At 66.4% G+C, this 24,855-nt stretch carries 15 protein-coding genes; 5 read left to right on the top strand and 10 right to left on the bottom strand.

Features of this window, described 5'->3' with window-relative positions:
• Window positions 1-46: 46 nt before the first annotated feature.
• From ACYVL5_RS09980 to ACYVL5_RS09970, 3 genes are read right to left on the bottom strand one after another with little or no spacing between them, the layout of a single operon-like run.
• Window positions 47-418: a rhodanese-like domain-containing protein gene (locus ACYVL5_RS09980; protein WP_460595418.1), complete on the bottom strand. Its 372-nt coding sequence runs from the start codon at window positions 416-418 to the stop codon at window positions 47-49.
• A 33-nt stretch (window positions 419-451) separates the two neighbouring features.
• Entirely contained in the window at window positions 452-610 is a 159-nt protein-coding gene (locus ACYVL5_RS09975; protein ID WP_460595417.1) for a hypothetical protein, read from the bottom strand.
• 22 nt (window positions 611-632) lie between these two features.
• Window positions 633-2,276 (bottom strand): heterodisulfide reductase-related iron-sulfur binding cluster, encoded by a 1,644-nt coding sequence (locus ACYVL5_RS09970; protein WP_460595416.1) that lies wholly within the window; start codon window positions 2,274-2,276, stop codon window positions 633-635.
• A 285-nt stretch (window positions 2,277-2,561) separates the two neighbouring features.
• Between ACYVL5_RS09970 and flgM the strand changes: the two genes are divergently transcribed.
• On the top strand, window positions 2,562-2,834 hold the full coding sequence (gene flgM / locus ACYVL5_RS09965) for a flagellar biosynthesis anti-sigma factor FlgM (RefSeq protein ID WP_460595415.1): 273 nt from the start codon (window positions 2,562-2,564) through the stop codon (window positions 2,832-2,834).
• Between the two features lie 4 nt (window positions 2,835-2,838).
• Here flgM and ACYVL5_RS09960 read toward each other — a convergent pair whose 3' ends face one another.
• Window positions 2,839-10,671 carry an MBG domain-containing protein gene (locus tag ACYVL5_RS09960; protein WP_460595414.1) on the bottom strand — a complete coding sequence of 2,611 codons (7,833 nt, stop codon included), beginning with the start codon at window positions 10,669-10,671 and terminating at the stop codon, window positions 2,839-2,841.
• 1 nt (window position 10,672) lies between these two features.
• Window positions 10,673-15,391 (bottom strand): pilus assembly protein, encoded by a 4,719-nt coding sequence (locus ACYVL5_RS09955; RefSeq protein ID WP_460595413.1) that lies wholly within the window; start codon window positions 15,389-15,391, stop codon window positions 10,673-10,675.
• A 182-nt stretch (window positions 15,392-15,573) separates the two neighbouring features.
• Between ACYVL5_RS09955 and ACYVL5_RS09950 the strand changes: the two genes are divergently transcribed.
• Window positions 15,574-16,572 (top strand): L,D-transpeptidase, encoded by a 999-nt coding sequence (locus tag ACYVL5_RS09950; protein ID WP_460595412.1) that lies wholly within the window; start codon window positions 15,574-15,576, stop codon window positions 16,570-16,572.
• Between the two features lie 331 nt (window positions 16,573-16,903).
• Window positions 16,904-17,404 (top strand): SH3 domain-containing protein, encoded by a 501-nt coding sequence (locus tag ACYVL5_RS09945; protein ID WP_460595411.1) that lies wholly within the window; start codon window positions 16,904-16,906, stop codon window positions 17,402-17,404.
• An 84-nt stretch (window positions 17,405-17,488) separates the two neighbouring features.
• On the opposite strand, the gene ACYVL5_RS09940 is transcribed toward ACYVL5_RS09945, so the two are convergent.
• A complete protein-coding gene (locus tag ACYVL5_RS09940; RefSeq protein WP_460595410.1) occupies window positions 17,489-17,680 on the bottom strand; it encodes a hypothetical protein in 192 nt (63 codons plus the stop codon).
• A 24-nt stretch (window positions 17,681-17,704) separates the two neighbouring features.
• Window positions 17,705-17,896, bottom strand: coding sequence for a ferredoxin (locus tag ACYVL5_RS09935; protein ID WP_460595409.1), 192 nt, complete (start codon window positions 17,894-17,896; stop codon window positions 17,705-17,707).
• Between the two features lie 160 nt (window positions 17,897-18,056).
• Between ACYVL5_RS09935 and ACYVL5_RS09930 the strand changes: the two genes are divergently transcribed.
• Together ACYVL5_RS09930 and glgC are read left to right on the top strand one after the other, a co-directional pair.
• Complete coding sequence (locus ACYVL5_RS09930) at window positions 18,057-21,212, top strand: methylmalonyl-CoA mutase family protein (protein WP_460595408.1); 3,156 nt, start codon at window positions 18,057-18,059, stop codon at window positions 21,210-21,212.
• Between the two features lie 202 nt (window positions 21,213-21,414).
• Window positions 21,415-22,659 carry a glucose-1-phosphate adenylyltransferase gene (gene glgC / locus ACYVL5_RS09925; RefSeq protein ID WP_460595407.1) on the top strand — a complete coding sequence of 415 codons (1,245 nt, stop codon included), beginning with the start codon at window positions 21,415-21,417 and terminating at the stop codon, window positions 22,657-22,659.
• A 119-nt stretch (window positions 22,660-22,778) separates the two neighbouring features.
• Here glgC and ACYVL5_RS09920 read toward each other — a convergent pair whose 3' ends face one another.
• From ACYVL5_RS09920 to ACYVL5_RS09910, 3 genes are read right to left on the bottom strand one after another with little or no spacing between them, the layout of a single operon-like run.
• Window positions 22,779-23,594, bottom strand: a complete 816-nt coding sequence (locus tag ACYVL5_RS09920) for a protoheme IX farnesyltransferase (RefSeq protein WP_460595406.1) — start codon at window positions 23,592-23,594, stop codon at window positions 22,779-22,781.
• 27 nt (window positions 23,595-23,621) lie between these two features.
• Window positions 23,622-24,536: a cytochrome c oxidase subunit II gene (gene coxB, locus ACYVL5_RS09915; protein ID WP_460595405.1), complete on the bottom strand. Its 915-nt coding sequence runs from the start codon at window positions 24,534-24,536 to the stop codon at window positions 23,622-23,624.
• 8 nt (window positions 24,537-24,544) lie between these two features.
• Window positions 24,545-24,847 carry a cytochrome C oxidase subunit IV family protein gene (locus ACYVL5_RS09910; RefSeq protein ID WP_460595404.1) on the bottom strand — a complete coding sequence of 101 codons (303 nt, stop codon included), beginning with the start codon at window positions 24,845-24,847 and terminating at the stop codon, window positions 24,545-24,547.
• Window positions 24,848-24,855 lie beyond the last annotated feature (8 nt).

Genomic DNA, 24,855 nt, shown 5'->3' with positions numbered 1-24,855 from the left:
CATCCGCTGTCAACCTCGTGACCGGCATCGTGAACGGCGCCCCGGCTCAGTACCCCCGCAGCCGGGTCATGTTCCTTCCCTCGCCGATCTCCTCGACCGGGAGCCCCGCGCTCAGGTAGGCCTTGAAGCCCCCCCTGAGCAGCCGGGGCCGCACACTCCCGGCCCCCGCCAAGAGATCCACCAGCCGCTCGGCCGGGGTATCGCAGGGAGCGGTGGTATAGACCACCACCGTCCGGTCCTTGGGAATCTCCTCCAGGCGGGAGGTCAGCTCGCCGCTGTCCATCCGGAGCGCCCCCCTCGCCTTCATGACCGCCAGATCGAGGTCGCCGGCGTGCCGGACCTCGACCAGGCAGAGCGGCGTATCCCCCTTAAGCTGATCGCGCACCCAGTCCGCATTTACCGTGAGCTCCCTGTCCATGCTCTGTCTCCCGTAGCGCTCCCCTTCCGGCAGCTAGTCCTCCCCCTCGTCCCCCGCCTTGCTGTCCACATGGGGCGGCTTACCTCTCTTGCGGGTGAAGAGGAATACGACCAGGAAGATCAGCGCGATGATAAGCAGCACGATCGACCAACTGACTGCCCCGAACGAATGGGTGTAGGTCACCTGTGGCATGATGTCCCCCTTTGGTTATGGCTCAGGAAACCGCCGGCAGCCGCTCGGCCACCACCTCGGCCAGGTCCCTGGCCCTCACTCTCCCTTCAAATCCGCCGGTCTTGATGCCGTCCTCGAATAGCGTCAGGCAGAACGGGCAGTTGGCTACCAGGACCGGCTCTCCGGTAGCCGCGGCCATCGCAATACGGATCTCACTGATGCGGGCACCTACCCTCTCCTCGGCCAGCACCCTTCCGCCCCCCCCTCCGCAGCAGAAGGTCTCCCGGCCTTTGTGCGCCATCTCGGTGATGCGGGCTCCCGAGCGGGCGAGTACCGCCCTGGGCTCGGCACCGATGTCCCGGTAGCGGGCGAGGTAGCAGGAGTCGTGGTAGGTGCAGGCGAGATCCTCCGGCCGCACCTTAAGCCGCCCCTCGTCCAAAAGCCGCAGCAGGAAGGTGGAGTGGTGCTCGACCTCGGCGGTGAAGCCGAGATCGCGGTAGTCGCGCACCAGGGTGTTGTAACAGTGGGGGCAGGTGGCCACCACCTTGGTGACGCCGTGGGCCTGCATCTTCTCTATGTTCGCGCGGGCCATCTGCTGGTAGAGGTACTCGTTGCCGAGCTTTCGGGGAGGCTCGCCGCAGCAGGTCTCCTCCTTCCCCAGGATGGCCAGCCGGATGCCGGCCGCCGAGCAGATGCGGGCGAAGGCGCGGGCGACCGCCTGGTTTCTCCGGTCGAAGGAGGCGTAGCAGCCGACGAAGTAGAGGAGATCCGCCGGCTCCCCCTCCCCCAGCACCGCCACCTCGAGCCCCTCGGCCCAGTCGCCCCGCCGGGCGTAGGCCATGCCGAAGGGGTTGCCGTTCACCTCGTAGTTGGCCAGTGCCCCCCGCACCTCGTCACCGGGGAACTCGATGGCCCCCTTGGGACGCAGGTCGGTGAAGAGGTAATTGACCCCGGTCAGGAAGAGGTGGCGCAGCTTGGTCACCGGGATCAGGGCGATGAATGCCATGGAGACGCCGAGATGGAACCACCAGAGGGCGCGGTGCAGGGAGCGGAGGCGGGGAACGTCCCACCCGTCGAGGAGCTTGGCGATCGCCAGCCCGCCGAAGGAGAAGGGGGCGATGGCGGGGTTGCTCCTTAGCTCGGTGGCGGCCATGCGCGCACCTTCCAGCCAGAAACCGGTGATCAGGATGGCGAAGAGGAGCAGGTGGCTCAGGTAGTCATCCTTGCCGGTCTGCAGGTTCATCGGGGTGAAGACATACCGCCTGATCGCGAAGCCGAGCAAGGTGGCGATGGCGGCGATCCCGGCGGTATTGAGGACCACCTTGAACACCAGGTAAAAGGGCCCCCTGAGAAAGCGCACCGAGAAGAGGGGATCGGTGAAGTCCGCCTGCAGCATGACCAGCAGGGTCCCGATGAACAGGAGGAGAAATCCCCAGAAGAAGAGCGCGTGCAGGGTGCCCGGGAGCCTGACCAGGAGGACCCTGGTCTGGGCGAAGGAGGCCTTTAGCCAGATTCCGATCCGCTCCGGCAGGCGGTCCAGCCGGTCAAGGGGCCTCCCCAGCCGGTATACCGGGACGCGCCGCCAGAATCCCCAGCCGCAAAGGGCCAGGGCGACGGCCGCCAGGCAGTACATCGGGCCGGTTGCGCCATGGCCGACGTTCCAGTAGATCTCTCTGGTAGCTTCCATGTGGTCCCGGTGTGGGTGCGATGTATACAGCAAAGGCCTTCTCCAAAAATAACTTAGATATTTTTAATGTCAATCAGATAATCCGGTTCCAATGTGAAAGGGGGCGGTGGGGGACCGAGGGCGCGAACCCGCTGCCGGCGTGGCTTGGGAGGAAAGCAAAGGGTAGCGAAGGCGAAGCGGACGAGGCGTGGGAAGAGGGTCTATGAGACAAAAAACACTGTAAGATTGTGGGAAAAACGTCTACCATGAGATGGGTAAACTCCTTCCATTAATCGAGAGGCTGCGATGAAGATAACGAACGATGCCCCCCACACCGCACCGATCCAGCAGGTGAATCAGCCGGCGCCCACCGCCACCGCCCGGAAGAAGAGCGACACCGGGAAACCGGCCGGCGACACGGTGGAGATCTCCGGCCAGGTCGACGCCGAGGTGCAGGCCCGCCAGGCCGAACAGGCCCAGCGGGTGGCCGCCATCAAGGAGCAGGTGAAAGCCGGCAGCTACAAGGTGGACTCCCGCAAGGTGGCCGAGAAGATGCTCGCCCGCTCTACCGAGAAGTAGCCCCTCAGAAGTCGAGCAGACCCACCAGCTTCTGCAGGATAACCGTGACGTCCCCCACGTCTATCTTGCCGTCCGGCACCGTTACCCCGCCCGCCAAGGGGGCGACGTCCCCCCGGCTGAGCGCCTGCGGGGTCGCCCGATCGAGTCCCAGGGCGATCCTCATGGCGGCCAGCACGTCGGCCAGGTCCACCACCCCGTCCCCGTTGACGTCCCCCTTGATCACCTGCGGCCGCAGGACGTTGCGGAAGGTCCTACTGATCCCGCCGGCGGCATCGGTCGCCGTGGCGGTAATGCGGGTCACCCCGTCCGGGGCCAGCGGGACCCGCTGCTGGAATCCGCCGTCCTCCCCGACCGTCGGAAGAAAGAGGCTTTCTCCCGCCTCGATCGCCACCGCCACCCCACCGGCCTCACTCCCCGCCCGCCCCGTCACCACGAGGAAGTCCCCCTCCGCCTGGAGATCCTCGGCGGGATCGGTGATGGCGATCCGCGGCCGGCCGGGGGAGAGGAAGACCGTCCGCTTGAGGCGGGAGCCCTTACCCGCCAGCGACGCGGCCACCTCGACCGTATTGATCCCCCCCTTCAGAATCCCGCTGCCCTGCAAGCTGTTGCCGATTACCGTGAGAGCCACGGACGAGCCGTTGACCGTCATGGTGGCGCTCGCCCCCGGGGCGACCGTTCCGGCCACCTGGAATCCCTCCTGGTCGGTCACCCCGTTGTCGGGAGGCTCCCGCAGGGAGATGACGGGAGCGCCGGGATCGAGCGTCACCGTCAGCGTCTTAACGGCGCGGTTACCTGCCCCGTCGGTGGCCGCCACCGTCACCCCGTTTTCGCCTCGGACCAGGGGGAGCGCCGCGCTGTAGATCCCGTCCCGCCCGGTGATCCCGTTCCCGTTGAGCGTCACCGAGGAGACACCGGAGGAATCGCCGACGCTCGCCGTCACGTTGAGGGTGGGGTCCGGGGTAACCGAGCCGCTGGTCAGCACGGAGATCGCCACCGCCGGGGGATTCCCCTCCTGGGCGACCACCAGCGGCTGTGAGACGGGGAGCGCCGCCTCGTAGTTGGCATCCCCCCCCTGGCTCGCGGTGATCACCACCACCCCTGCCCCGACCGGCGTCGCCCGGTTCCCGCTGACGGTGGCCACGGCGGGGTCCGAGCTAAGGTAGCTGACCGGCAGGGAGCTCGAGGCGGTGGCGGCCAGTTCGACCGGGAGCGCACCGGCCACCGTCTCCGGCAGGGGTCCCCACGTTATCCGCTGCCCCCTCTTGTGCACCACCAGGGTCTGGGAGACGTCGGGGGCCTTCTCCAGGCTGTCGCTTCCCCCCTGGGAGGCGGTGATCACCACGCTCCCGGCGCCGTTCAGGGTGACCACGTTCCCGTCCACCCGCGCGAGGCCCGGGTCGGAGCCGGTGAAGACCAAGGTCAGCCCGCTGCAGGCGGCGGCGGTCACCGTGAAGGGGGGATCGCCGTAGGTCCTCTCGGGAAGCGGAGGGAAGAAGATCTCCTGGCACGACCGGAAGACGGTCAGCGTCCCGTTGGCGCCCACGAAGCGGTAGTTGGCCGCCGAAAGCGGGGTGACGTCGACCGTAATCGGGTACCCTCCCGCCGGGCTCGCCGTGGTGGCGGAGGTGGCGAGCAGCGGGGCGCCGGAGATGACCGCGGTGGTGTCGCTTCCGACTAGCCCGCCGAAGCGGGCGGTCAGGTGCGGGTTGGGGGTCTGGTAGGCCCGGCCGCAGTCGACCGCGGTGACGGTGACGACCGCCTTGGCCACGGTCAGCGGGACCGTTACCGGAGGCGCCGGGTTGTAGGTCCCGCTCCCCCCCTGGCTCGCGGTGATCAAGGTGGTGCCCGCCCCGGTGATGACGATCTCCCCGTTCACCACCGCGGCCACCGAGGTATCCGAGCTGGCATAGCTCAACGGGAGCCCGCTGGTGGCGGTCCCCCCCGGGACGAAGGAGGGATCGCCGTAGCTCTTGTCCGGCAGCGGGGGAATCGAGATGGTCTGGTCGAGCCGGGGCGCCTGCATCGCGACGTCGTTGCCGTAGGTGATCCCCATGGTGTTGATGGCGAAACTCCTGACGTGGTAGCCGGAGCCGGGGGCGAGGCCGGTGATGGCAGCGGTGAAGGGGGTGGCCATCTCCGCGAGATGGAGGCAGCGGCCGGCAAGCCCCGGATAGTCCGCGCTCCCCCAGCAAAGGCCGGCGTCGGTGGCCGGGTAGTAGTTGGGGAAGATGGTCCCCCCCCCGGTGGCCGAGGTGGCGGTGACCCCGGTCAGGGTGGCGCTGTCCAGAAGGGGCAGGAAGGCGTCCGAGCGGATCCAGTTGGAGCGGGGGCCGGATAGGGTAAAACCACGCAGGGCGCCGTCGCCGCCGTGGGAGGTCCGGTCCGGCAGGATGGAGAAGGCCCCGTTGTCGAGCCCGGCGTCCCCCTCGTCGAAATGGTAGTAGGCCACGAGGTGCGGGTCCCCGGCCGGATCGATGATCTGCGACGCCTCACCCCTTAGCTGGTCGATCCCCTTGGGCATGTCCCAGATCCTCACCTCGTCCATGGCCCCCCGGAAGAAGAGGTTTCCGGTCCGGTCCAACCCGAAAAGGAGATCGTCCGGATTGTCCGGCACGATCCCCAGGGCCGCACCGGGTAGTTCCGCCTCCACCCTGCCGTCGAGATAGAGGGTCGCATCGCCGCTGCCGCTATCGACCGAGAGGGCGACGTGGTGCCAGATCCCGTCGTTGAGGCTGGTGCTCCCGGTCAGCCCTGCCGAAGGCCCGAGCGAGCGGCCGGCATCCCAAAGCTCCGCCGCTATCCGGTCCCCGTCCAAAAGAACCTGGAACCCCGCCCACCCCTGCCCGCTCCCCGTACTTCCCTTCGAGATGAGCGCCGCTCCGCTGGCCTGGGCACCATCGAGGTAGATCCAGCACTCCAGGGTGAACCCCTCCTTGCTGCCGAAGGAGAGCTGCGGGGCATCCTTGATCCTCACCAGGTCGTCGACGCCGTCGAAGTCGAGGGCGTTGCCGGGCGGGGGATTGACCACCAGTGGCCTCGTGACCGGTACCGCCGCCTGGTAGCGGCCGTCCCCCGGCTGCATCGCCGTGATGTCGGCGGTTCCCGGGGCGAGCAACCGCAGACGGGAGCCCGCCACGGCAGCCACCGCCGGGTTGGAGCTTCCATACTGGACGGTGAGGCCGCTGGAGGCGACCGCGCCGGGGTCGAAATCGGCATCGCCGTAGGTCTTCGGCCGCATCGGCGCAAAGGCGATCGCCTGCGGCAGCGTGCCGGTGACGGTGAGGGTGCCGTTTTGGAACGAATAACGGTAGTTGGGAGAATTGAGTCCGCCCCGGGAGACGACGATGGGATACCCGCCGGCCGGGCTTGCCTCATCGGCCGCCGTGGCGACCGAGGGAACCCCTCCCAGCGAGGAGGCGGTATCGAAAGGGGCCAGGCCGAGGTAGTGGAGGGTCAAGGGGGGATTGGGACTCCCGGCCGGCCGCGAGAGGTCGTCGGCCACCGCCACCAGCGGCGCGGTGGCAATGGCGAGCGAGGAGGGAGCGAAGGTGATCCGGTAATTGGATCCGAGGGTGAGGGTCCCGGGCCCAATGGCATAGGGGCTTGCCGGCACCGTCTCTCCCGTTTGCCGGGTGAGCGCCCCCGTGAAGCCATCGCCCGCCTCGGGAGGCGGGGTGCAGCTCCAGGTAAGGGGCGGATCGGCGGCTCCGTAAATCTTCGTCTGCGGGTCGGCGGCGACCGTCACCGGCTTGGGGGTCACCGAGAGGGCCGCACCTACGTAGGTGATGCCGTAGTCGGAGTTAACCAGCGTTCCCTGCAGTATCGCATAAGGTCCTTCGGCGACGTTTTCACCGGACACCCTGGTGAGCCCTCCCCCCAGGGTGTCGCCGGTCATCAGGGGGGGCGCCACCGTGTAGGTGAGCGGGGGGTCGGCTTGGCCGTAGACCTTGCTCTTGGCATCGGCGGTCACCGTGATGGGGAGCGGATTGACGGTGAGGGGGGCTCCCACGTAGGTGATGCGGTAGTTCGGGTTGGCGAGGGTTCCCTGGAGGATGGGGTACGGCCCCCCCGCCACCGTCTCCCCGGGCGTCCTCGTCAGGGCCCCGGTGAACACGTCCCCGGCCGCGAGCGCTGGGTTCACCGTGTAGGTCAGGGGGGGATCAGTACCCCGGTACGGCTTGGTTTTTGCCACCGCGGTGACGGTGACGGGGCGCGGCTTCACGGTCAGATTCGCACCGGAAAAGGTGATGGCGTAGTTCGGGTTGGCCAGGGTTCCCTGAAGTATCGGATAAGGGCTTCCGGACACATGATCCCCCGCCACCCGGGTGAGGGAGCCGGTGAAGGCGTCGCCAGGAACTAGGGGCGGCGAGGCGGAGTAGAGGAAGGCGGGATCGGCGTCGCCGTAGGTCTTGGAGGCCGGCTGCACGGTGACGGTGACCGGCCGGGGCTTGATGGTCAGGCTGTCCCCGACGAAGTTGATGCTGTATCCGCCGCTCAAGGCGAGGGTCCCCTGGGTGATGGCGTAGGGGCCCCCGTTCACACTCACCCCCGAGGCACGGGTGAGGGCACCGCTGAAGGTGACCCCGGAGGGGGGCTCCGGCTGGCAGTCGTAGGTGAGCGGGGGATCGCCGTCGCCGTAGAACTTGCTCTGGGGGCGGGCGGTGACGGTGATCACCCCGGCGCCGGAGTTCAGGGTGAGGTTCCCCACCCCTCCCGAGAAGCGGTACATCCAGGAGGAGAAGTTGGAGAGATCGACGGTCACCGGGTAGCTCCCCGGGCCGCTGGCGGCGGTGGCTACGGTGGAGAAGACCGGCGCGCCCCGCAGCGAAGAGGCGACCGGCACCAGGGGGAGGCCGGAGCCGTCCGCGTATCCGTACTGGGGGGTGAAGGCGGGGATGCTCCCCACGGTGGAAGTCGCCGAGGCGGCCTGAACCTTTACCGGAGCTTTCAGGTAATAAGCCCGTACCGTTTCCAGGAATTGCCCGCCGCCGTTATCGCCCGTCATCAGCCCCCGGGCGCGCACGTAACGGGTCACGTTCCACCCCTTGTCCTTGCCGAGGCTGAGGCCGGATAGCTCCCACTTCTCCGCCGACACCCGGCTCCCCTCCCCCAGCAGGCTCCAGCTCGCGCCTTCCTCCGAGTAGTAGAAGAGCACCCGCTTCAGCTCCGGGCCGCTACCCCCGCGAAACCAGCTCACCGAGCTCCCGGTGGAGGCGACCTCCAGCTCCTGGGTGGCCCACCCGCCCGCGAAACGGACCACCGTCATCTTGGCGCTGTCCGCTCCGACCCCTATGAACTCGCCGGCCACCACGATCTTCCCGTCGGGCTGGAGGAGGGCACGGTGGACCGTCAGATTCTCGCGCCCGAAGTCCGCCGGCTGGAAAGTCCCCACCTCCATGGCATCGAAAGTCCCATCGGCACCGATCCGCGCCAGGTCGCTCGCGGGGGCCGGAACGCCCGCGGCATCGACCACGCTGTCGAAGAAGCCGGCGATCACCATGCCGCCGTCGGTCTGCAGCGCCACCGTCTTGATCTCGTTCGGGCTCACCCCCCAGACGTCGTCGAAGTCGTGGGAGAGCGTGGTCTGCGCGACGAAGCGGTCATCGAGGGTGCCGTCCTGGTACCCGGGACGGTTGTGGTTGATGCGGACGAGGTTGCGGTTCCAGGTGGTGCCGTTTTGGGTGATCGGGAAGGAGAAGCTCCCTCCCGCCACGAGCTGGCCGTCCTTGTCGAACGACAGGGCGTTTACGTGCTGCTCGAACGGCAGCCAGCTTGCCCCCAGTTCCGGAAACCAGGGGGGCGGGATGTCGTTGTAGTGCAACGGTGCCTGGAGCACCTTGAAGCTCGTGTCCAGGGTCCCGTCCTTGTTGAGCCGGAAGATGCTCCCGTAGTTGGTCCCCACGATTATCTTGTACTCGTCCTTGCTGGGGCCCGGCTCGAGGAGAAGCGAGGTGATGGCCGGATAGATATTGTCGAGCTGGGAGGAATCCATGTTCGGCGAAAGGGGAGGCATCACCAGGGAGGCGGCCACGTTGAAGTTGGTGTCCCGGCTGCCGTCCGCCTTTATCCTGGCGAGATACAGCGGGGTACCCCAGGTGGAGCGATCCCAGTCGTTGGTCGCGTCGGGGTAAAGGGAGCCGGCCAGGTAGATGGCCCCGTCGGGAGCCTCGAAGCTCGCGAGGGTGGTATCGTCGAGGATCACGTGCTTGAGGATGTCCGTTCGCCATTTGAGCAGGAAAGGGGCGTTGCCATCGACGGAGCCGTCCTGGTTCAAGGTGAGGCCGTACTCCAGTAGGTAGTCACGGTAGATCCCCCGCCCGGTGATCAGGAGGTGACGGTCGTCGAGTAACGGTGTCCAGGCGGTGACCCCGCCGGTGGTGCCCAGCGTAAAGGGGTACGGGTCGTTGACGGGGTCGCCGTTGGCAAAGGTCCAGTCGGGATTGAGCCTGACGAAGTCCGCCTCCGGTATCCCCCACGCCTGGTCGAAGGCCCCCTGCAGGGTCACCTTGCCGTCGGGGGTGGCCAGCAAGGTAAAGACACCGGAGTAGCCTCCACTGTTGATGAGGGCGGGCCCCACGTTGGCGACGTCGTCGTCGAGGGTGCCGTAGCCGTAGAAACGCGCCAGCATGCTGCGGGGCTTCCCCGCCGCCAAGGTGAATTTCCCGCCGATCAGGAGCTTTTCGTCGGGCTGGAGGGCTAAGGATTCCACCTGGTCGTCGGTCTCCGGCTTCAGCTGGGGGTCGATGGCTCCGCCCGGGGCGATCCTGGCCACGTGGCGGCGGTCGACCGGCTGGCGGTCCGGGGCGAGCAGATGGGTGAAGTTCCCGCCGCAGACGACCCTGCCGTCCGGCTGCAAGGCCAAGGCGCTCACCACGCCGTCCGGCGCCGGGTCCCACGGGTCGAGATAGCCGTCGTTGTTGACCCGCGCCAGGTGGAGCCTGTCCGCCCCGCCGGGCTGATCGACCGTGGCGGCCGTGGTGAAATCGCCGCCGAAAAGGATGCTCCAGTCGACCTGCAGGGCAAGCGCCCGCACCGCCCCGTTCAGGGTGACGGCGAAGGTCGCATCCGGGGTCCCGTCCGGCTGGAAACGGGCGAGGTAGGCGTGGGGAGTCTGGAAGGAGCCCCCGACCACGATCTTTCCGTCATCCTGGACGACCACGGCAAAGACGCCATTCTCCCCGGCACCGCCTACCCCGCCGGAGAAGCCGTCGAGGAAGCGGCCGTCGCTCTCCGCCAGCCGGGCGAAGTTGGAGCAGCTTTGCCCGGCGGTCATTCCGGCCATGGCGGTAAAGGAGCCCCCCACGAGGATGCCGCCGGAAACGGCATCGACCCGGATGGTGTTGACCACGGCCGCACCCTGCGTGGAGGGGTCGAAGGAGGCATCGACGGTGCCCGCTATCGAGAGCCTCGCGAGGCCGTTTCGGGTGGTGGTGCCATCGGCGGCGGTGGTGACCGTGCTGAAAGAGCCCCCGACCAGGATCCCCACCGGCTGGGGAGGAGAGCCGTGGTCGAACTGGATGGCGACCGCATTGACCGCTCCGTCGGCGGAGGTATCGAAACCGGTGTCGAGGGTTCCGTCGGTGTTGAGCCGGGCGAGATTGCGGACGGTTTTGGCCGGGGAGCCGCCCGTGGCGATGAAGGAGCCGCCGATGATCACCTTGCCGTCCCACGGCTGGACCGCGATGGCCCGGACGGTGCCGGAGGAGCCGTTGGGGGTGAGGCTGACCGTGCCGGAGCTGTAGATCCGGAAGCCGTCGAGGTACAGGCTGGCACCCTCCCCGCGGACCGGAAGGAGCATGCACACCGCGACCAAAATGGCAAAGCCCCACCGTCTCATGCTACCTCTCCTTCATGTGCAGAATCCTCTTCACCGGCCTCAAACCGCTGTTGGAGATGATTTTCACCCCGCCGGGGATCCCGGTCATCTTGGCCCCGCGCCGCGTCCCCCCGGCAAAGCCGGAGAGTTCCGCCGTCCCCACCGCCCCGGTGGAGAGCTGCACCATCGCCTTCCCCTTGAGCGAGCCGTCGGGGATCGGGCCTCCCGTGGCGTAGCTCACCCCCCAGAGGTAGGCATCCCCGTTCTGGCAGGTATCGGTATTGGGCTGGAAGGTGGCGAAGAAGAGCGACCCGCTCCTGGTCGCCACCGGAGCGGTCAGCACCCGCTCGCCCCCCACCCCTCCCGCCGCCGGGTAGAGATCGATCCGCCAGCCGGGGTCGGTCGCCTCCACCTTTTTCACCAAGCCGCTCTGGTCCACCAGCCCTCCCACGTTGGCCGCGTCGGTGCAGTCGCCGTCGAGCTTGTCGTACTTCGCCACCGCGCCGTCCACCCGCACGTTGTAGCAGGGCTCCTTGACGGCGAAGAGGCTTCCGCGGTCGGAAAGATCGTCCTGGGTGAAGAAATAGCGCCCGCTCCCGAAGTAAAGCCAGAGGTTATGGTTCCTGCGGTCCTGGATCCTCCCGATCCCGCCGGTCACCGGGCCGGTCCCCTCGGCGACCTTGCTGAGCCTCCACTGGTTGGGATCCTGGTCCTCCCGGGTCATGAGCCTCAGCACCCCCCCGGTCCACCCTCCCCCGGAATCCGCCTGGCTGTAGCCGACGTAGAGGCCGTCGTCCTGGTATCTTCCCGGCTCGTTGGGATTCCAGCGGTCGGCGTCGATGCCGGCCCCCACCAGGGAACCGGCGAAGGCCTGGGTGAGCCCGCTCGGGAAGGAGGCCAACAGCTGTCCGCTTCTCAGGTCGACGACGAAAAGCTTCAGTTGCTGGGTGGAGGTCCCGAGGAAGCGGTGGCTCGCGTCGAGGGAGCCGTCGGGCCCCGAGCCGAAAACGGCGAACCAGCGGCCGTTGGTGCTCGGAGGCCCCACCCGTAGGATGGCGGGCCCGGTGGTGGAGAAGCCGAGGGAGGGGTCCGAAAACTCCCAAAGGAATACCGGATGGGCCGGATCGGTGACGTCGAGCGCGGAGTAGGAGGAATAGCCGACCATCTGCCCGCTCGTGTAAGGGTCGGCGGCCGGAGGCGCCAGGCAGCCGCTCCCGCTGCTGCACCCGGCCCCGCCGAGCCCCATCCCGACGATGAGCACGCTTCGCCAGGTGCTGCCGGAGGCGGCGCGCGGGCAGCTCCAGTAGGTGGACGGGGAACACGCCCCCGCCGTGTCCCCGATGCTCGCGTCCACCAGGGTGACTTTGCCGTCCACGTGGTAGAGGTGCCGGTAGTCCGGGTGGGTGAGGTACTTGAGGTAGGGGAGGGCGTTGGTCGGGAGGTAGGCCCACTCCTCCTTTCCCGGCTGATCGCCCGTCAGGCTTGCCTTGACGCTGCCGGCGGGGAAAACGTTGAGGGTCCCCGTTCTGAAGGCGTGGAGCATGCCGTCGTTGGCACCGACGAACACCATCCCGCGCCCCTGGTAGCCGGGGGAGCCGGTGAAACTCGCATAGCTCAGGTCGCCATAGCCCGCCGGCGGAGCCAGGTGGTAGCCGCCAAGCGCCACCGGGGTCTCCGCCTGCGGGGTGGAATAGATGATGTCCCCGAGCTTCCAGACTCCGCTTCCCTTTTTGGGGGTCCCCGCCACACGGTCGATAGTGACCGACCGGGAGCGAACGGTGGAGTCGTCCGGGAAATCGAACCCCTGGGCGAAGTTGATGACGGTCGAGGCGGAGGGATCGCCGGCAACCAGGTTCAGATACGGGGTGATGGCAGCGGCAGAGTCGGTCGAAAAGCTCATCATGCCGCTGCCGCCGGCCGGGCTCCCTCCCCTGACCAGCGGCGTGTATATCGTCCGCGGCGATGCGATGAGATCCCGCGCCCACAGAAGCTTCCCCGCCCGCCAGAGCGTCTTCACCGCGTCGACATCCTCGTTCCCATCGTCCAGGTCCCCCACCCCGTCACCGTCGGTATCGGCGGTGAGATGGGCCATGGTCTGGCCGCTGCCGGAGTCGTAAGAGAAATCGACGATGCGGTCCCCCGTGAGGGTGAGCATGAGATTTTGGTCGGTCTCTTCCCGGATGCCGGTCACCGCCCCGGTGGAGGCACCCAGGTAGGAGTCGAGGAAATACCACAGTCCCTGCATCTCCCCGACCCAGGAAGCCGCCGTAAGGCCGCCATCGAAGCTCTTCTGGGGAGTGAACTGTTCCCGCAGGAAAAGGGCCGCGTTGCCAAGCTCGGTGGAGAGGATGACGGGATCGGTCCCGGAGGCGGCGGAGGCTAGCCCGCCCAGGGCGGCCTGAAAGGCCTTCGGTATCTGCGCAGGGTTCCGGGCGCTGACCATCCGCCCCCCCCCTTTGGCGGTGGTAAGCTGCATCAGCTTCTCCGGGACCGCTTCATCGGTGGTATGACAGCTCCCGTCGCTGTCGTAGGTGCCGCAGGGGGGACCGGTGTAGATGACGTGGGTGGTGACGATGTCCCGGTTGGCGGTCACCGGCTTGGTGAAGTCCCGGATGTTCTGGTGGCGCCCGATCCAGGCCAGGTCGTCGACGTTGTAGCTCCCCATGAACGAGGGGGCCGTTTCGGTCCCCGTGGTGGTCATGCCGTCGGTGGGCATCCCGTCCGTCGCATTACCCCAGGTGGCGATGGCGGTTTTCACCAGGTCGGTGACCTTGCCGTTGCGGTCGGCGGTGGAGATCCCGTCGGTGACCAGGACCAGGTGGTTGGCCTGACAGGATAACGAGGCGGGGCCGCTATCGAAGTCGGTCGACTGGAGCTTCATGTCGCTTCGGCCTGCGAAGTATCCGATGGCGGTGTAAAGCGCCTCGGAGAGCGGAGACCAGGTGGTGGCCGCGATGGTGTCGATGGAATAGACGACCGACGGCGACCCGCCACCCGGGGGGGTATGGTCGCCCACCGCAGAGCCGACCGGTGCCAGCACCCGGGCCCCGTCCAGAGTGGAAACTTTCTGGCAACTGTAGCCGGGGAGATCGGAGCAGTCGGCGTTGGCCAGGCAGACACGCCCGCTGTCGAACAAGACGCTCTTGCAGTGCCTCACACAGGGGATGTCGCTGCCGGAGAGCCCCCCGTTTCTCACGTTGACGTTCTCATCCTTGCACTCGGAGGTACCGGTCCCGTTGTCATTGAAGACCATCACCCCCAGGTTGAGGTCGCCGCTATACTGCTGCACCACGCCGATCGGGGGCGCCGCCACCGCGATCTTGACGGAAAGGGAGGTTGCCACCGGCGTGTTGCCTGCCTGATCTCGCAGGCCGGCGATGCCGAGGTCGAAGACGAAGGCCGGGATGTTGGAACCGCTGTTGGCCGTGGCTGCCGAGGGATCGGTCCAGAAAAGGCGGGAGAGATCGCCACAGTAGTCGGTGAGCTCGGTAGGTGCGGTACCGCCAATGGGGATCGTGTGGGATGAAATGTCGTAGTTGCGCCCGAGGAAACCGGAGTTGTTGCCGAGCATGATGTGGCTAAAACCGCTGCCGCAGACCGCGTCCCCGGCGCTTCTGGCAATGCTGTTGGCACGATCCCCATGGGAGTGCTGGATACCCTTGCTGCACCCGTCCGCCACCGTCGCGTAATCCTGGTTGGAAAAGCAGAAGAACATGGCATCGGCGAATATCTGCCGTTCGTTGGGGACGTACACCGTGCCGCCGGTCGGCGGGTAAAAGGTGCTGTAAGCTCCCCCGACACAGCTCCGCATGTCGGTCCTGAAGGCGGTGGTCAGTTTGGCGGGAGTCCCGGCGTCCAGCCAGTCGCGGGTTGCGGCGGTGCAGTCCTTTTTGTTGTAAGCGGCGTCGTAGATCTCGAGGGAGGTCGCTCCGCCGGGGGAGGCCAAGGACTCGAGGTTACTGCTGCAGGTGGTGGCCTTGGTGCTGCTGCAGTTCCAGGAAGGCTTGGGGGGAACCGGGCCGGTCACCGCGAAGGTGAGGCCGGTGGCCCCCGGGGCGACCTTGACGAAGCGCTTCCCCTGGCAGCCGCGGCTCTCGGCCACCAGCACTCCGCCGCTTCCCCCGGAGTCGGCGACGAACTTCCCCCCGGTCAGGGCCTGCTTCTCGAGGTCGAGCTTGGAGGTTGTGAGCCAGTTGAGGAAGTTGCCGCGGGCCTGGAAGGTGGTCGCCGTCCGGGGTGAGGAGCCGCTCATCGCGACGTAGAGGTACTTCGTGGAGGCCGCACAGCCGGAATCCGAATCCGGACAGGGAGGGGACGGGAGCGAGCACCCGGGGACGAAGCGGGCCGCGTTGAAGTCGTATCCGTAGACGGCGTCGGGATCGAAGTACCCGGTGTAGGCCTTATCGTCGTCGTAGCTCTCGTCGTAGCAGACGTTGCGCGGGACACAGCTCTCGCCGGAGGGACAGTCGGCGGCGGTCGAACAGGGCTGGGTGCTGGTGACCGAGCAGCTCAGCGAGTTGTCGGAATAGGCGAGGTCCCACATGCTGGCCGAGTTGTCGAGCATGAGAAGTACGTTCGGCTTGACGCCGACCCCGGGAAGCGGCGGGAGGTTGCAGTAGCTCATTCCGGGAAAGATGGTGGCGGCACTGGCAGGCTGCGAGGTCAGCAGGAGGCACCAGAGAATGCCCGGCAGCACGGTTCCCGCCAACTTGACCGTCCACGACCAGCGCACCGGAACCATCCCCTTCCCCCCCCGCGTCAGGCCAGCAGTTTCTCACGTCTTCGATCGTTCAAGGCATTACAGAATTTTAATATAAAGACGGGTACGCGCAACTTAATCCAGCAAAAGTCCGCGCGGGGGGAGGATTGAGAGGTGGGGAAGGTTGCGGTAAAATTAATTAGATCAAACGAACAGGTGACGCCATGAGAACGACGGTGAAGTTATTGGCCCTGCTGATGCTGGTACTGCTCCCGGCGTCGACGGCCATGTCCAAGGAGAAGATCACCTCGCTGTGCGACATCCACTACCCGAGCGATGCGCGGATCGAGTGGCGCTGCGTCAAGCTCAAGTGGACCGATACCGCCGAGAAGATGTTCGGGGCTCACTGGCTGGACGTCCTCCGCTTCAACCGGATGGACCGGCGCCACTTCCACGGCGGCATATCGGTCAAGGTCCCCAAGCATCCCCAGCAGTTGAACAGCTTCACGCCGCTTCCGGCCGAGTATCAGCAGGAGGCCGCGGAGCCCAAGCTCATCGTGGTGGACCAGACCGAGATGTTCCTCGGGGCTTACGAGTACGGGAAGCTCGTCTACTCCTTCCCGATCGCCCTCGGCATCGAGGGGTACCGGGTCCCCAACGGGGAGTACCGGGTGGACGCCGCCGACCGCCACCACCAGTCGAACCTTTACACCGTCGAAGAGATCGGCCGCCCGTACCCGATGCACTACGGGCTGAGATTCTGGGTGGACAAGAGCAAGGAAAGCTGGCCCTCCTACTGGATCCACGGGCGCGACCTCCCCGGCTACCCCGCCTCCCACGGCTGCCTCGGCCTCTACGACGAGGAGATGCAGCGGGAGTACTACAGCGCCTACGACAAGAAGGTGAACAAGCAGTACTACCATCCGCTGACCGAGCCGTTTTTGCAGGACGCCAAGGTGCTCTACACCTGGGCGGTCAACCCCGCCACCGACCCGGGGAAATTCCACAAGATCAAAAACGGCCCCAAGGTGCTCATCATCGGGACTCCCCCCGGCCTGCAGAGGAGCTCCCCCCCGGCGCCTCCCCCGGCGACCGAAAAGGCCCCCGCTCCGGCTCCGGGGACGGAGAAGAGACCGGCACCGGCGACGGAGAATGGACCGGCCAAGGAGAAGGCCTTCGTACCGCCGATCTTCCCCTCCCGGTCCTCAACCTCGCACTCCTGACTGGCTCATCCGTGCACCTGCTTGGGGGAACTCTCATCCGCACCCAGCTGACGGGAGCCCCCTCGACCTCCCGATTTTGTCCCGCGCTCCTCGTCCGCGCATCCTGACGGGCTCTCCCGGAGCGTCCCACAGCTATCCGCCGCCGCAAAGCCATCCGCGCATCCTCGATGGGCTCTCGCACTCCTTCCCCACCCGCGCATCCGGCCGGCCCCCATCACATTCCCGAAAGCGGCAGAAATATCGGCATCACCATATAAATTATTCTTAACATACGATGGCTAATGTGATATCTATACCCCTCCGTCGGCAACTTCTGATGAGGAGGAGACTCATGAACCGCACCATCCATCGCGTCCTGCTGACCGTCACCGCCTTCACCGCCCTGGCCACCCCGGCGCTTGCCGAAACGGTCTGCCGGGTCACCGCCGCCGAGATCAACCTCAGAAAGACCGCCAGCATGAGGGGGCGGGTTCTCCAGGTCCTGAAAAAGGGGACCGAGGTGACGGCCGACAGCTGCAGCGGCGGCTGGGTCAAGGTCACTGCCGCCAAGGGAGGGGTCTCCGGGTACGTGGGGGGATGGGCACTCTCCGACAGCCGGACGGAGGCAAGCCCGGCTGCCCCGGCGGCGCATGGGGCGGCGGCCCCCGCCCTTTCCGTGCGCCAGGTCGCTACCGCCGAATCGCCCTCCCCGATCGTCACCGAGGAGATCCCCACCAACGAACAGCTGGCCATACAGATCACCGAGCTCCGCCTGAGCATCCTCGGCCTCGCCCGCGATCTCAAGTCGATCAAGAGGGACATCAGGCGGATGAAGGCGGCCAAGAGTTCCTGATCCGGCCTCCCCTTACCGGCTCCCACGAAAAAAGGCCGCCCCCACTTCCGGGGACGGCCTTTCGTCTTTCTACACCACCTTCCGTCACGGCTTCCTCTTGAAGGGGAGCCCGGCGATATTCCCCTTCAGCGCGGCCACCGCCTTCTCGAGCTCCTCGACCTCGGTCTGGAGTTCCTGCAGCTCCAATTCGGAATTCAGCCGCTCGGCGGCCTGCCTCACCTGGGTGATGCTCAGGTCCAGCGTTTCCTTAACGCGCGCAGTCTCGATGCGAGTCATGGCACCCTCCGCCTCTCGGGCCGGTCATCTCCAGTGGATGCAGGAGACCGGGCAGACGTCGATGGCGTTGTTCTGGATATCCTCCTCGGAGGCTCCTGCCGGGTCGTAGCACTCCGCCTTGCCGTTGTCGGCAAAACGGAACGCCTCGGGAATGTTGTCCACACAAAGCCCGCAGCTGATGCAGACGTCCTGGTCCACCCAAGCTTCTTTTGCCATGGTAGTTCCTCCTGCGATTTTGGTTTAGGGATGTAATGCGAGATGTGATGGGCGGGCCCGAGGACCTTGGCCAAAACATTGCCAAACTCTAACACCACCGCCACCCCAGTCAACCGCCCAATTTTAGACAAATCCCGGGGCCGCCCGTATACTTTCCATCATGGATCGCCGACCGATACGAATACTCACCGCGGTGGCCGCTTTCGACGGCCACGACGCCTCCGTGCTGGCACTCAACCGGGCACTTCTCTCAGCCGGCGCCCCGCTGGAGGTGATCTACCTCGGCTTCAACATGACCGGCGAGAAGATCGCCCAGGCGGCGCTCCAGGAGGGGGCCGACGCGGTGGCGGTCAGCTCGTACAACGGCGGGCATCTCCAGTTTTTCCCCCACCTGGCCCGCCGGCTTCGCGACCTCGGCCTCGCCGACACCCTCCTCTTCGGCGGCGGCGGGGGAACCATCCTTCCCGACGACGCCGCCACCCTGGAAAACGAGGGAGTGGAGAAGATCTACGGTCCGGGGTGGCCCCTCTCCGAGATCGCCCGCGACCTGATCGGCCGGGTTGCCACACGCCGCGAGGTCGGCGAGAAAGGGTTTGCGGAAGAAGGATTGGATCGGCTAGCCGGAGATCCGGTACTGTTGACCACCCTGCTGACCCAAGCGGAGAGTATGCCGCCGAATCAAGGCCCCCCTCCCCTTCAAGGGGAGGGACGGGGTGAGGATGGGGGTGAAGTAACACCGGGGAGCGGCAAGGTCCTCGCCATCTGCGGCGACGGCGGCAGCGGCAAGAGCACCCTGATCGACGAGCTGACCCGCAGCTTCCTGGCCACCTTCCCCGAGCTGCGGGTGGCCATCCTGGCCAACGACCCCTCCCTCCAGGTCGGCTCCGCCACCACCGCCTTCCTGGCCGACCGGGTCCGGATGAACGCCATCTACCACGAGCGGGTATGGCTTCGCTCCGTCGCCACCGGGAGCGCCTATGCACCCATCTCCCCCCGGCTCCCCGAGCTCACCTCCCTCTTGCGGGCGGCCGGCTTCGACCTCGTCATCATCGAAACCCCGGGGACCGGCCAGACCGGCCTCGATCTCTCCGGCCTCGACGCCGATCTCGTTCTCTACGTGAAGACCCGCGAGTACGGCAGCGCCTTTCAGCTGCAAAAGGACCAGCTCTTGAGGGACGCGGGGGCGGTGGTGCTCAACAAGGTCGACCTGGAGGGGGCCGAGGCGGGGTACGAGGAGCTCGCGGCGGTGCTCTCCGAGCTCGGCAAAACGGATCGCCTCTTCCCGACCACCTCCAAGGCGGTCAACGATCCCGGCACCGCCCGCCTCTTCGCCTGGCTCTGCGGGCGCCTCGGCTGGACTCCCCCGGCCATCCCTCCTGCCGACGACATCTTCCGCTACGCGAAGAAGAGCACCCTGGTCCCCCACCGCCGCCGCGCCTACCTCGCCGAGATCGCCGAGAAGGTGCGCGCCTACGACCGGATGGTGGCGGGCGAGCTCCGGGAGATCCGGACCGACCCGTCGGGAGAGGGGCTCGCCCCGGAGACGAGACGGCTTTTGGAGGAGTGGCCGTCGAGGTGGAACGAGCTTTCGCTGGCGGCCGCGGCCCGGATGGGGAGCGAGCCGTCGGTGAAGACCCCCAACGGCTTCCAGCTCATGAGGGTCGCCCTCCCCGACCCGGAGGACCGCGCCGAGGCGCTTCGCTTCCTCCTCGAGGAGGGGCTTCCCGGCGAGTTCCCGTTCGTCACCGGCATCTACCCCTACCGCACGCTCTCGGCGGGAGAGACCACCCGGCAGTTCGCCGGGCTGCGGGGGCCGGAGGAGACCAACCGGCGACTGCATTTCCTGGCCCGCGGGGTGGCCAAGCCCCGGCTCTCCATCGCCTTCGACGGCATCACCCTCTACGGCGGCGACAGCGACGACGACCCCGGCTCGGTGGGAAAGATCGGCGAAGGGGGAGTCGCCATCGACAGCTGGGAGGACATGAAGCTCGTCCTGGCGGGGTTCCGCATCCCCGAGATCAGCACCTCGATGACCATCAACGGCCCGGCCGCCATCGTGCTCGCCATGTACTTCGTGGCCGCCTGCGAGATCGAGCGGGAACGGGCCGAAGCGGAACGGGGGGGGGCTCCCCTTTCGGCCGCCGAGGCGGAAGAGTTGCGGCGGCAGACGGTGAAAAACCTCCGCGGCACCGTTCAGGCCGACGTCCTCAAGGAGATCCAGGCGCAAAACGAGAACATCTTCCAGCCCGACTTCGCCATCCGGCTTCTGGGCGACGTGCAGCAGTGGTTCATCGAGAACGGGGTCGACAAGTTCTATTCGCTCTCCATCTCCGGCTACCATATCGGCGAGGCGGGGGCGCGGCCGGTGCAGGAGATCGCCTTCACCCTCTCCAACGGCTTCACCTACGTGGAGAATTTCCTCGCCCGCGGCCTCCCCGTCGACAGCTTCGCCCCCAACCTCTCCTTCTTCTTCCGGGTCTCCCACGAGGCGGAGTGGCTCGCCTACGGGGCGGTCTGCCGGAAGATCTGGGCCATCGCCATGCGCGACGTCTACGGGGGGAACACCCGCTCCCAGCGCTTCAAGTTCCACACCCAGACCTCCGGGCGCGCGCTGCAGTCCGAGGAGTGGGACACCCTCAACCCCGTCCGCCAGACCGTCCACGCCTATCTCGGGCTTTTGAACAACACCAACTCGCTGCACGTCGATTCCGCCGACGAGCCGATGACCACCCCGGCCGAGAAGTGGGTCCGCCAGGCGACCATGATCCCCAACTACCTCCGGGAGGAGGCGGAGGCCTTCGTGATCCAGAACCTCCTCTCCGGCTCCTACGCCTTCCGCACCCTGCTTAGGGAGGTCCAGGCCCAGGTGCTGGAGGAATTCGACCGCCTCGACCAGCTGGGAGGGGTCGGTCCCGCCACCGAGCTCGGCTACCAGCGCCGGGCCATCGCCGAGCAGAGCGCCCGCTACGAGCAGCAGCGGCGCCGCCCCCGCCCGGAACAGCCGCAGCCCCCCCTCCGCCGGATCATCGGCTACAACGTCTTCGAGCTCCCCGAGGGGGACCCCGCCAAGTACCCCGCCGCCTCCGAGGTGGTCCGTCCCGGCCCCGAGGACTGGGAGCGGCAGCTGGCCCGGGTGAGAGGCTTCAAGGAGCGCCACCGGGACGAGGCGCCGCTCTACCTGGAGAGGCTGAAACGGGTGGCCCGGGAAGGGGGGAACGTCTTCGGCGAGCTCCTGGAGACGGTGCGCCACGCAACACTCGGACAGATCACCGCCGCGCTGACCGAGGTCGGTGGGGAATACCGCAAAATGGTTTAGGATTTTGTCTTAGAGATTTCAAATTGTCTTTGACATTACCCCTTCTCTCTATTAATCTTCTCCATGGGTTCTGCTGAAGGAAACAATTCCTCCCCGTTACTGGAATAGACTTGAGCTCCCCCCTTTAAAAACGATCCTGCTAGAGCAGCATGCCTCGAACATCTGGCGGCGGTTGCCGCTGCAATGAAACAAAGGAGTGCCCATGTATTCGAATGTCGGCAGAAACACAATTGCGATGGTGCTTGCCGGAGGCAAAGGCGAACGCCTGAGCCCCCTCACCCTGAGAAGAGCCAAACCGAGCGTCGCCTTCGGAGGCAAATACAAGATCATCGACTTCGTTCTCAGTAACCTCTTCAACTCCGGTATCAAGAAAGTCTACATCCTCACCCAGTACCGGGCCTATTCCCTCACCAAGCACATCCGCGAGTCGTGGGGCAAATGGACCGGGCTGGGAGAATTCTTCGTGGCCATCTCTCCGGAAACGAGCAGCGAGAGCGAGTCGTGGTTCAAGGGGACAGGCGACGCCATCCTCCAGTACCTGCGCTTCGTGGAATCCTCCGACGCCGACTACGTGGCGGTCTTCGGCGGCGACCACATCTACAAGATGGACATCAACCAGATGATCTCCTTCCACCGGATGAACCGCGCCGACCTGACCATCGCGGCCCTCGAGGTGCCGGTGGCGGAGGCCTCCCGCTTCGGGGTCTTCACGGTGGACGAAGACTCCCAGGTGACCGCCTTCACCGAGAAGCCGAAGCATCCGGAGCCGGTCCCCGGGCGCGACGTCTGCTTCGCCTCCATGGGGAACTACATCTTCCCGACCAAGAAGCTGATCGAGGTGCTGCAGGAAGGGAAGAAGATCTACGAGGACCTCGACTTCGGCAAGCACATCATCCCGATGATGCTGGAGAAGGGGGACCGCGTCTTCGCCTACAACTTCAACGACAACGTGATCCCCGGCATGAAGGCTGAGGAGCGCGGCTACTGGAAGGACGTGGGGACGCTCGACTCCTACTACGAGGCCAACATGGACCTCATCAACGTCTCCCCGCAGCTGAACCTCTACAACTACAAGTGGCCGATCCTCACCAACCAGGGGAACCTCCCCCCGGCCAAGACGGTCTTCGACGAGGACGACCGCCGCGGGGTCAACATCGACTCCTACGTCTGCGCGGGGTGCATCACGAGCGGGAGCACGGTGCGCGGCACCATCATGGGACCGCGCTGCCGGGTGAACAGCTACAGCCTGGTGGAGGATTCCATCCTCTTCGAGAACGTGAACGTGGGGAGGCACGTGAAGATCAAGCGGGCCATCATCGACAAGAACGTGGTGATCCCGGACGGGACGGTGATCGGCTACGACCACGAGGAGGACAGGCGGCGGGGATACACGATTACCGAGTCGGGGATCGTGGTGGTCCCCCAGGGCGGCCAGGCGAAGCGGTAGCCCGGGGAACCGGCAGCAGGAAGCTGGCAGGAAGCTGGCCGGAAGCTGGCTTGAAGCTGGCGGTAACGCGTAAAGGCGGGAGACGCGGCGAAGATGCGGCGCCGGAAGCGGCGGGGAGGTTATCTCCCCGCGAAGACCACCGCGGTCACCAGCAGCGGGAAGAGGGTCACCCCGGCGAAGGCCACCCGCTCCCGGGAGTTCCCCAGGGCCACCGCCAGCGGGATGAAGAAGAGGACCGACCACGCTTCGGCACGGCCGGAGACGATATCGAAGGCGGGGAGCATCATGGCCGCCGCGATCATGGCCAGGATCCAGAGGAGGCAGAGCACCCTCCCCCCCTGGTGAGACAGCGAATGGAAGACGGGGAATCCGGCCCGGCGGTAGTCGTCGGCGTAGCGCCGCTGCAAAAGCCAGAAGTGGGGAACCTGCCACAGGAAGAGGATGAGCGCCAGGAGCAGGATGGGGAAATCGAACGGAGCCCCGCCCGCCGCGCACCAGCCGATCACCGGGGGGATCGCTCCGCAGAGGGACCCTAACAGCAGGGCGAAAGGGGTCCTCCTTTTGAGCGGTGTATAGACGCCCAGGTACCAGATGAGGGCGGCAGCCCCCAGGAGAGCGGCCTCGATCCCTCCCGAAAAGCCGAGGATGGCGAGGCCGTCCGCAGTCATGACCGCGCCGAGGATCAGCGCCTCCGAGGGAATCATGTCGCCGCAGGCCAGGGGACGGCCCCAGGTGCGGCTCATCACCGCGTCGCTCTTTCGCTCCATGACCTGGTTGAAGGCCGAGCCAGCCGCGGCCAGCATGGAGACCCCCATCACCAGCGACAGGGCCACCGTGGTGTCCACCGCTCCCGGCCAGAGCAGGTACCCCGCGAGCGCCGCCACCCCGTTGACCAATGCCAGCCGCCACCTGAAAAGTTTCCGCAGTCCCCTCACAAAACCTCCCCATAGGTCCGATAGGACCTATTTCAAGCCCTTGATGTACTCCACCACCGCCTTGACCTGGGCGTCGGTAATCCCTTCCGGGGCCGGCATGACCGGGGGGAAACCCTCCACGATGGCGGCGGCCGGCGTCTTGATCGACTCGGTCAGGTAGGCGTCATCGGCGGTCACCGTCTCCTTCTTTTCTCCCCGGGTCACCTTGACCTTGCTCCCGTAGAGTCCCTTGAAGGTCGGCCCCACCTTCTGGCTCCCGTCGGTGGAATGGCAGCCGAGGCAGCCGAACTTCTCGAAGACCTCGTGGGCCGCCCCCTCGTCACCCTCCTTCTCCTCCTTCGCCTCGTTCAGCCAGGCGGTGAACTGCGCCTCCGGTATCGCCTCCACCTTGCCGATCATGGCGGAGTGCCCGGTCCCGCAGTACTGGGAGCAGTAGATGTCGTAGCTCCCCGGCCGGCTCGCCACGAACCAGACATGGTTCTTCATCCCCGGAACCACGTCCCGCTTGATCCGGAAGGCCGGCACGAAGAAGCCGTGGATGACGTCCTTGGACTCGAGGTTCACCTGCACCGGCTTTCCCACCGGGACGTAGAGCTTGTCGGAGGTCTTGCCGTTTTCATACTGGAAGCTCCAGGCCCACATCCTCGCCACCGCCTTTGTCTGCAGCGCCCCCTTGGGGACCGTGCGCAGCGTAAGGTAGCCGGACCAGCCGTAGTAGAACATGGCCAAAACCAGCAGGGTCGGCAGGAGGGTCCAGACGATCTCCAGCCAGAGGCTCCCCTCGCGGTCGGAGGTCGGCTCGGGGGAGCGGGAGCGCCGGTAGCGGATCACGAAGAGGACCATGGCCGCGGTGATGCCGAGGAGCATCACCAGGCAGGCGCCGAAGATGAAGATGAAGACCGGGTCGACAGCCTGGGTCGTCGATATCAGTTGGTTGTCCACGTTCACCTCTAGCGGTAGAGCACGTCGAAGAAGGTAAAGCCGATGAAGCCCGCCAGCGTCACCAGGGCCACGAAGAAGATGATCCGGAACAGCCGGGCCTCGTACTTCATGTGCATGAAGAAGGCGATGACCAGCCCGGACTTCACGCAGGCGATGGCCAGGGCCGCCCAGACTTTTCCTGCCCCGAGATCCACCCGGGTCACCGCCACGGTGGTCACCGTCAACAGCAGCAGCGACACCCAGACGGTCACCAGTTGGCCGTAGCTTACGATATGGACCGAGCCCTCCTTGCGGGCGTCGTGATCGGACATGACCGAAC

This window comes from Geomonas sp. Red276, from assembly GCF_054784495.1.
This window is presented reverse-complemented; position numbering and strand designations above follow the sequence as displayed.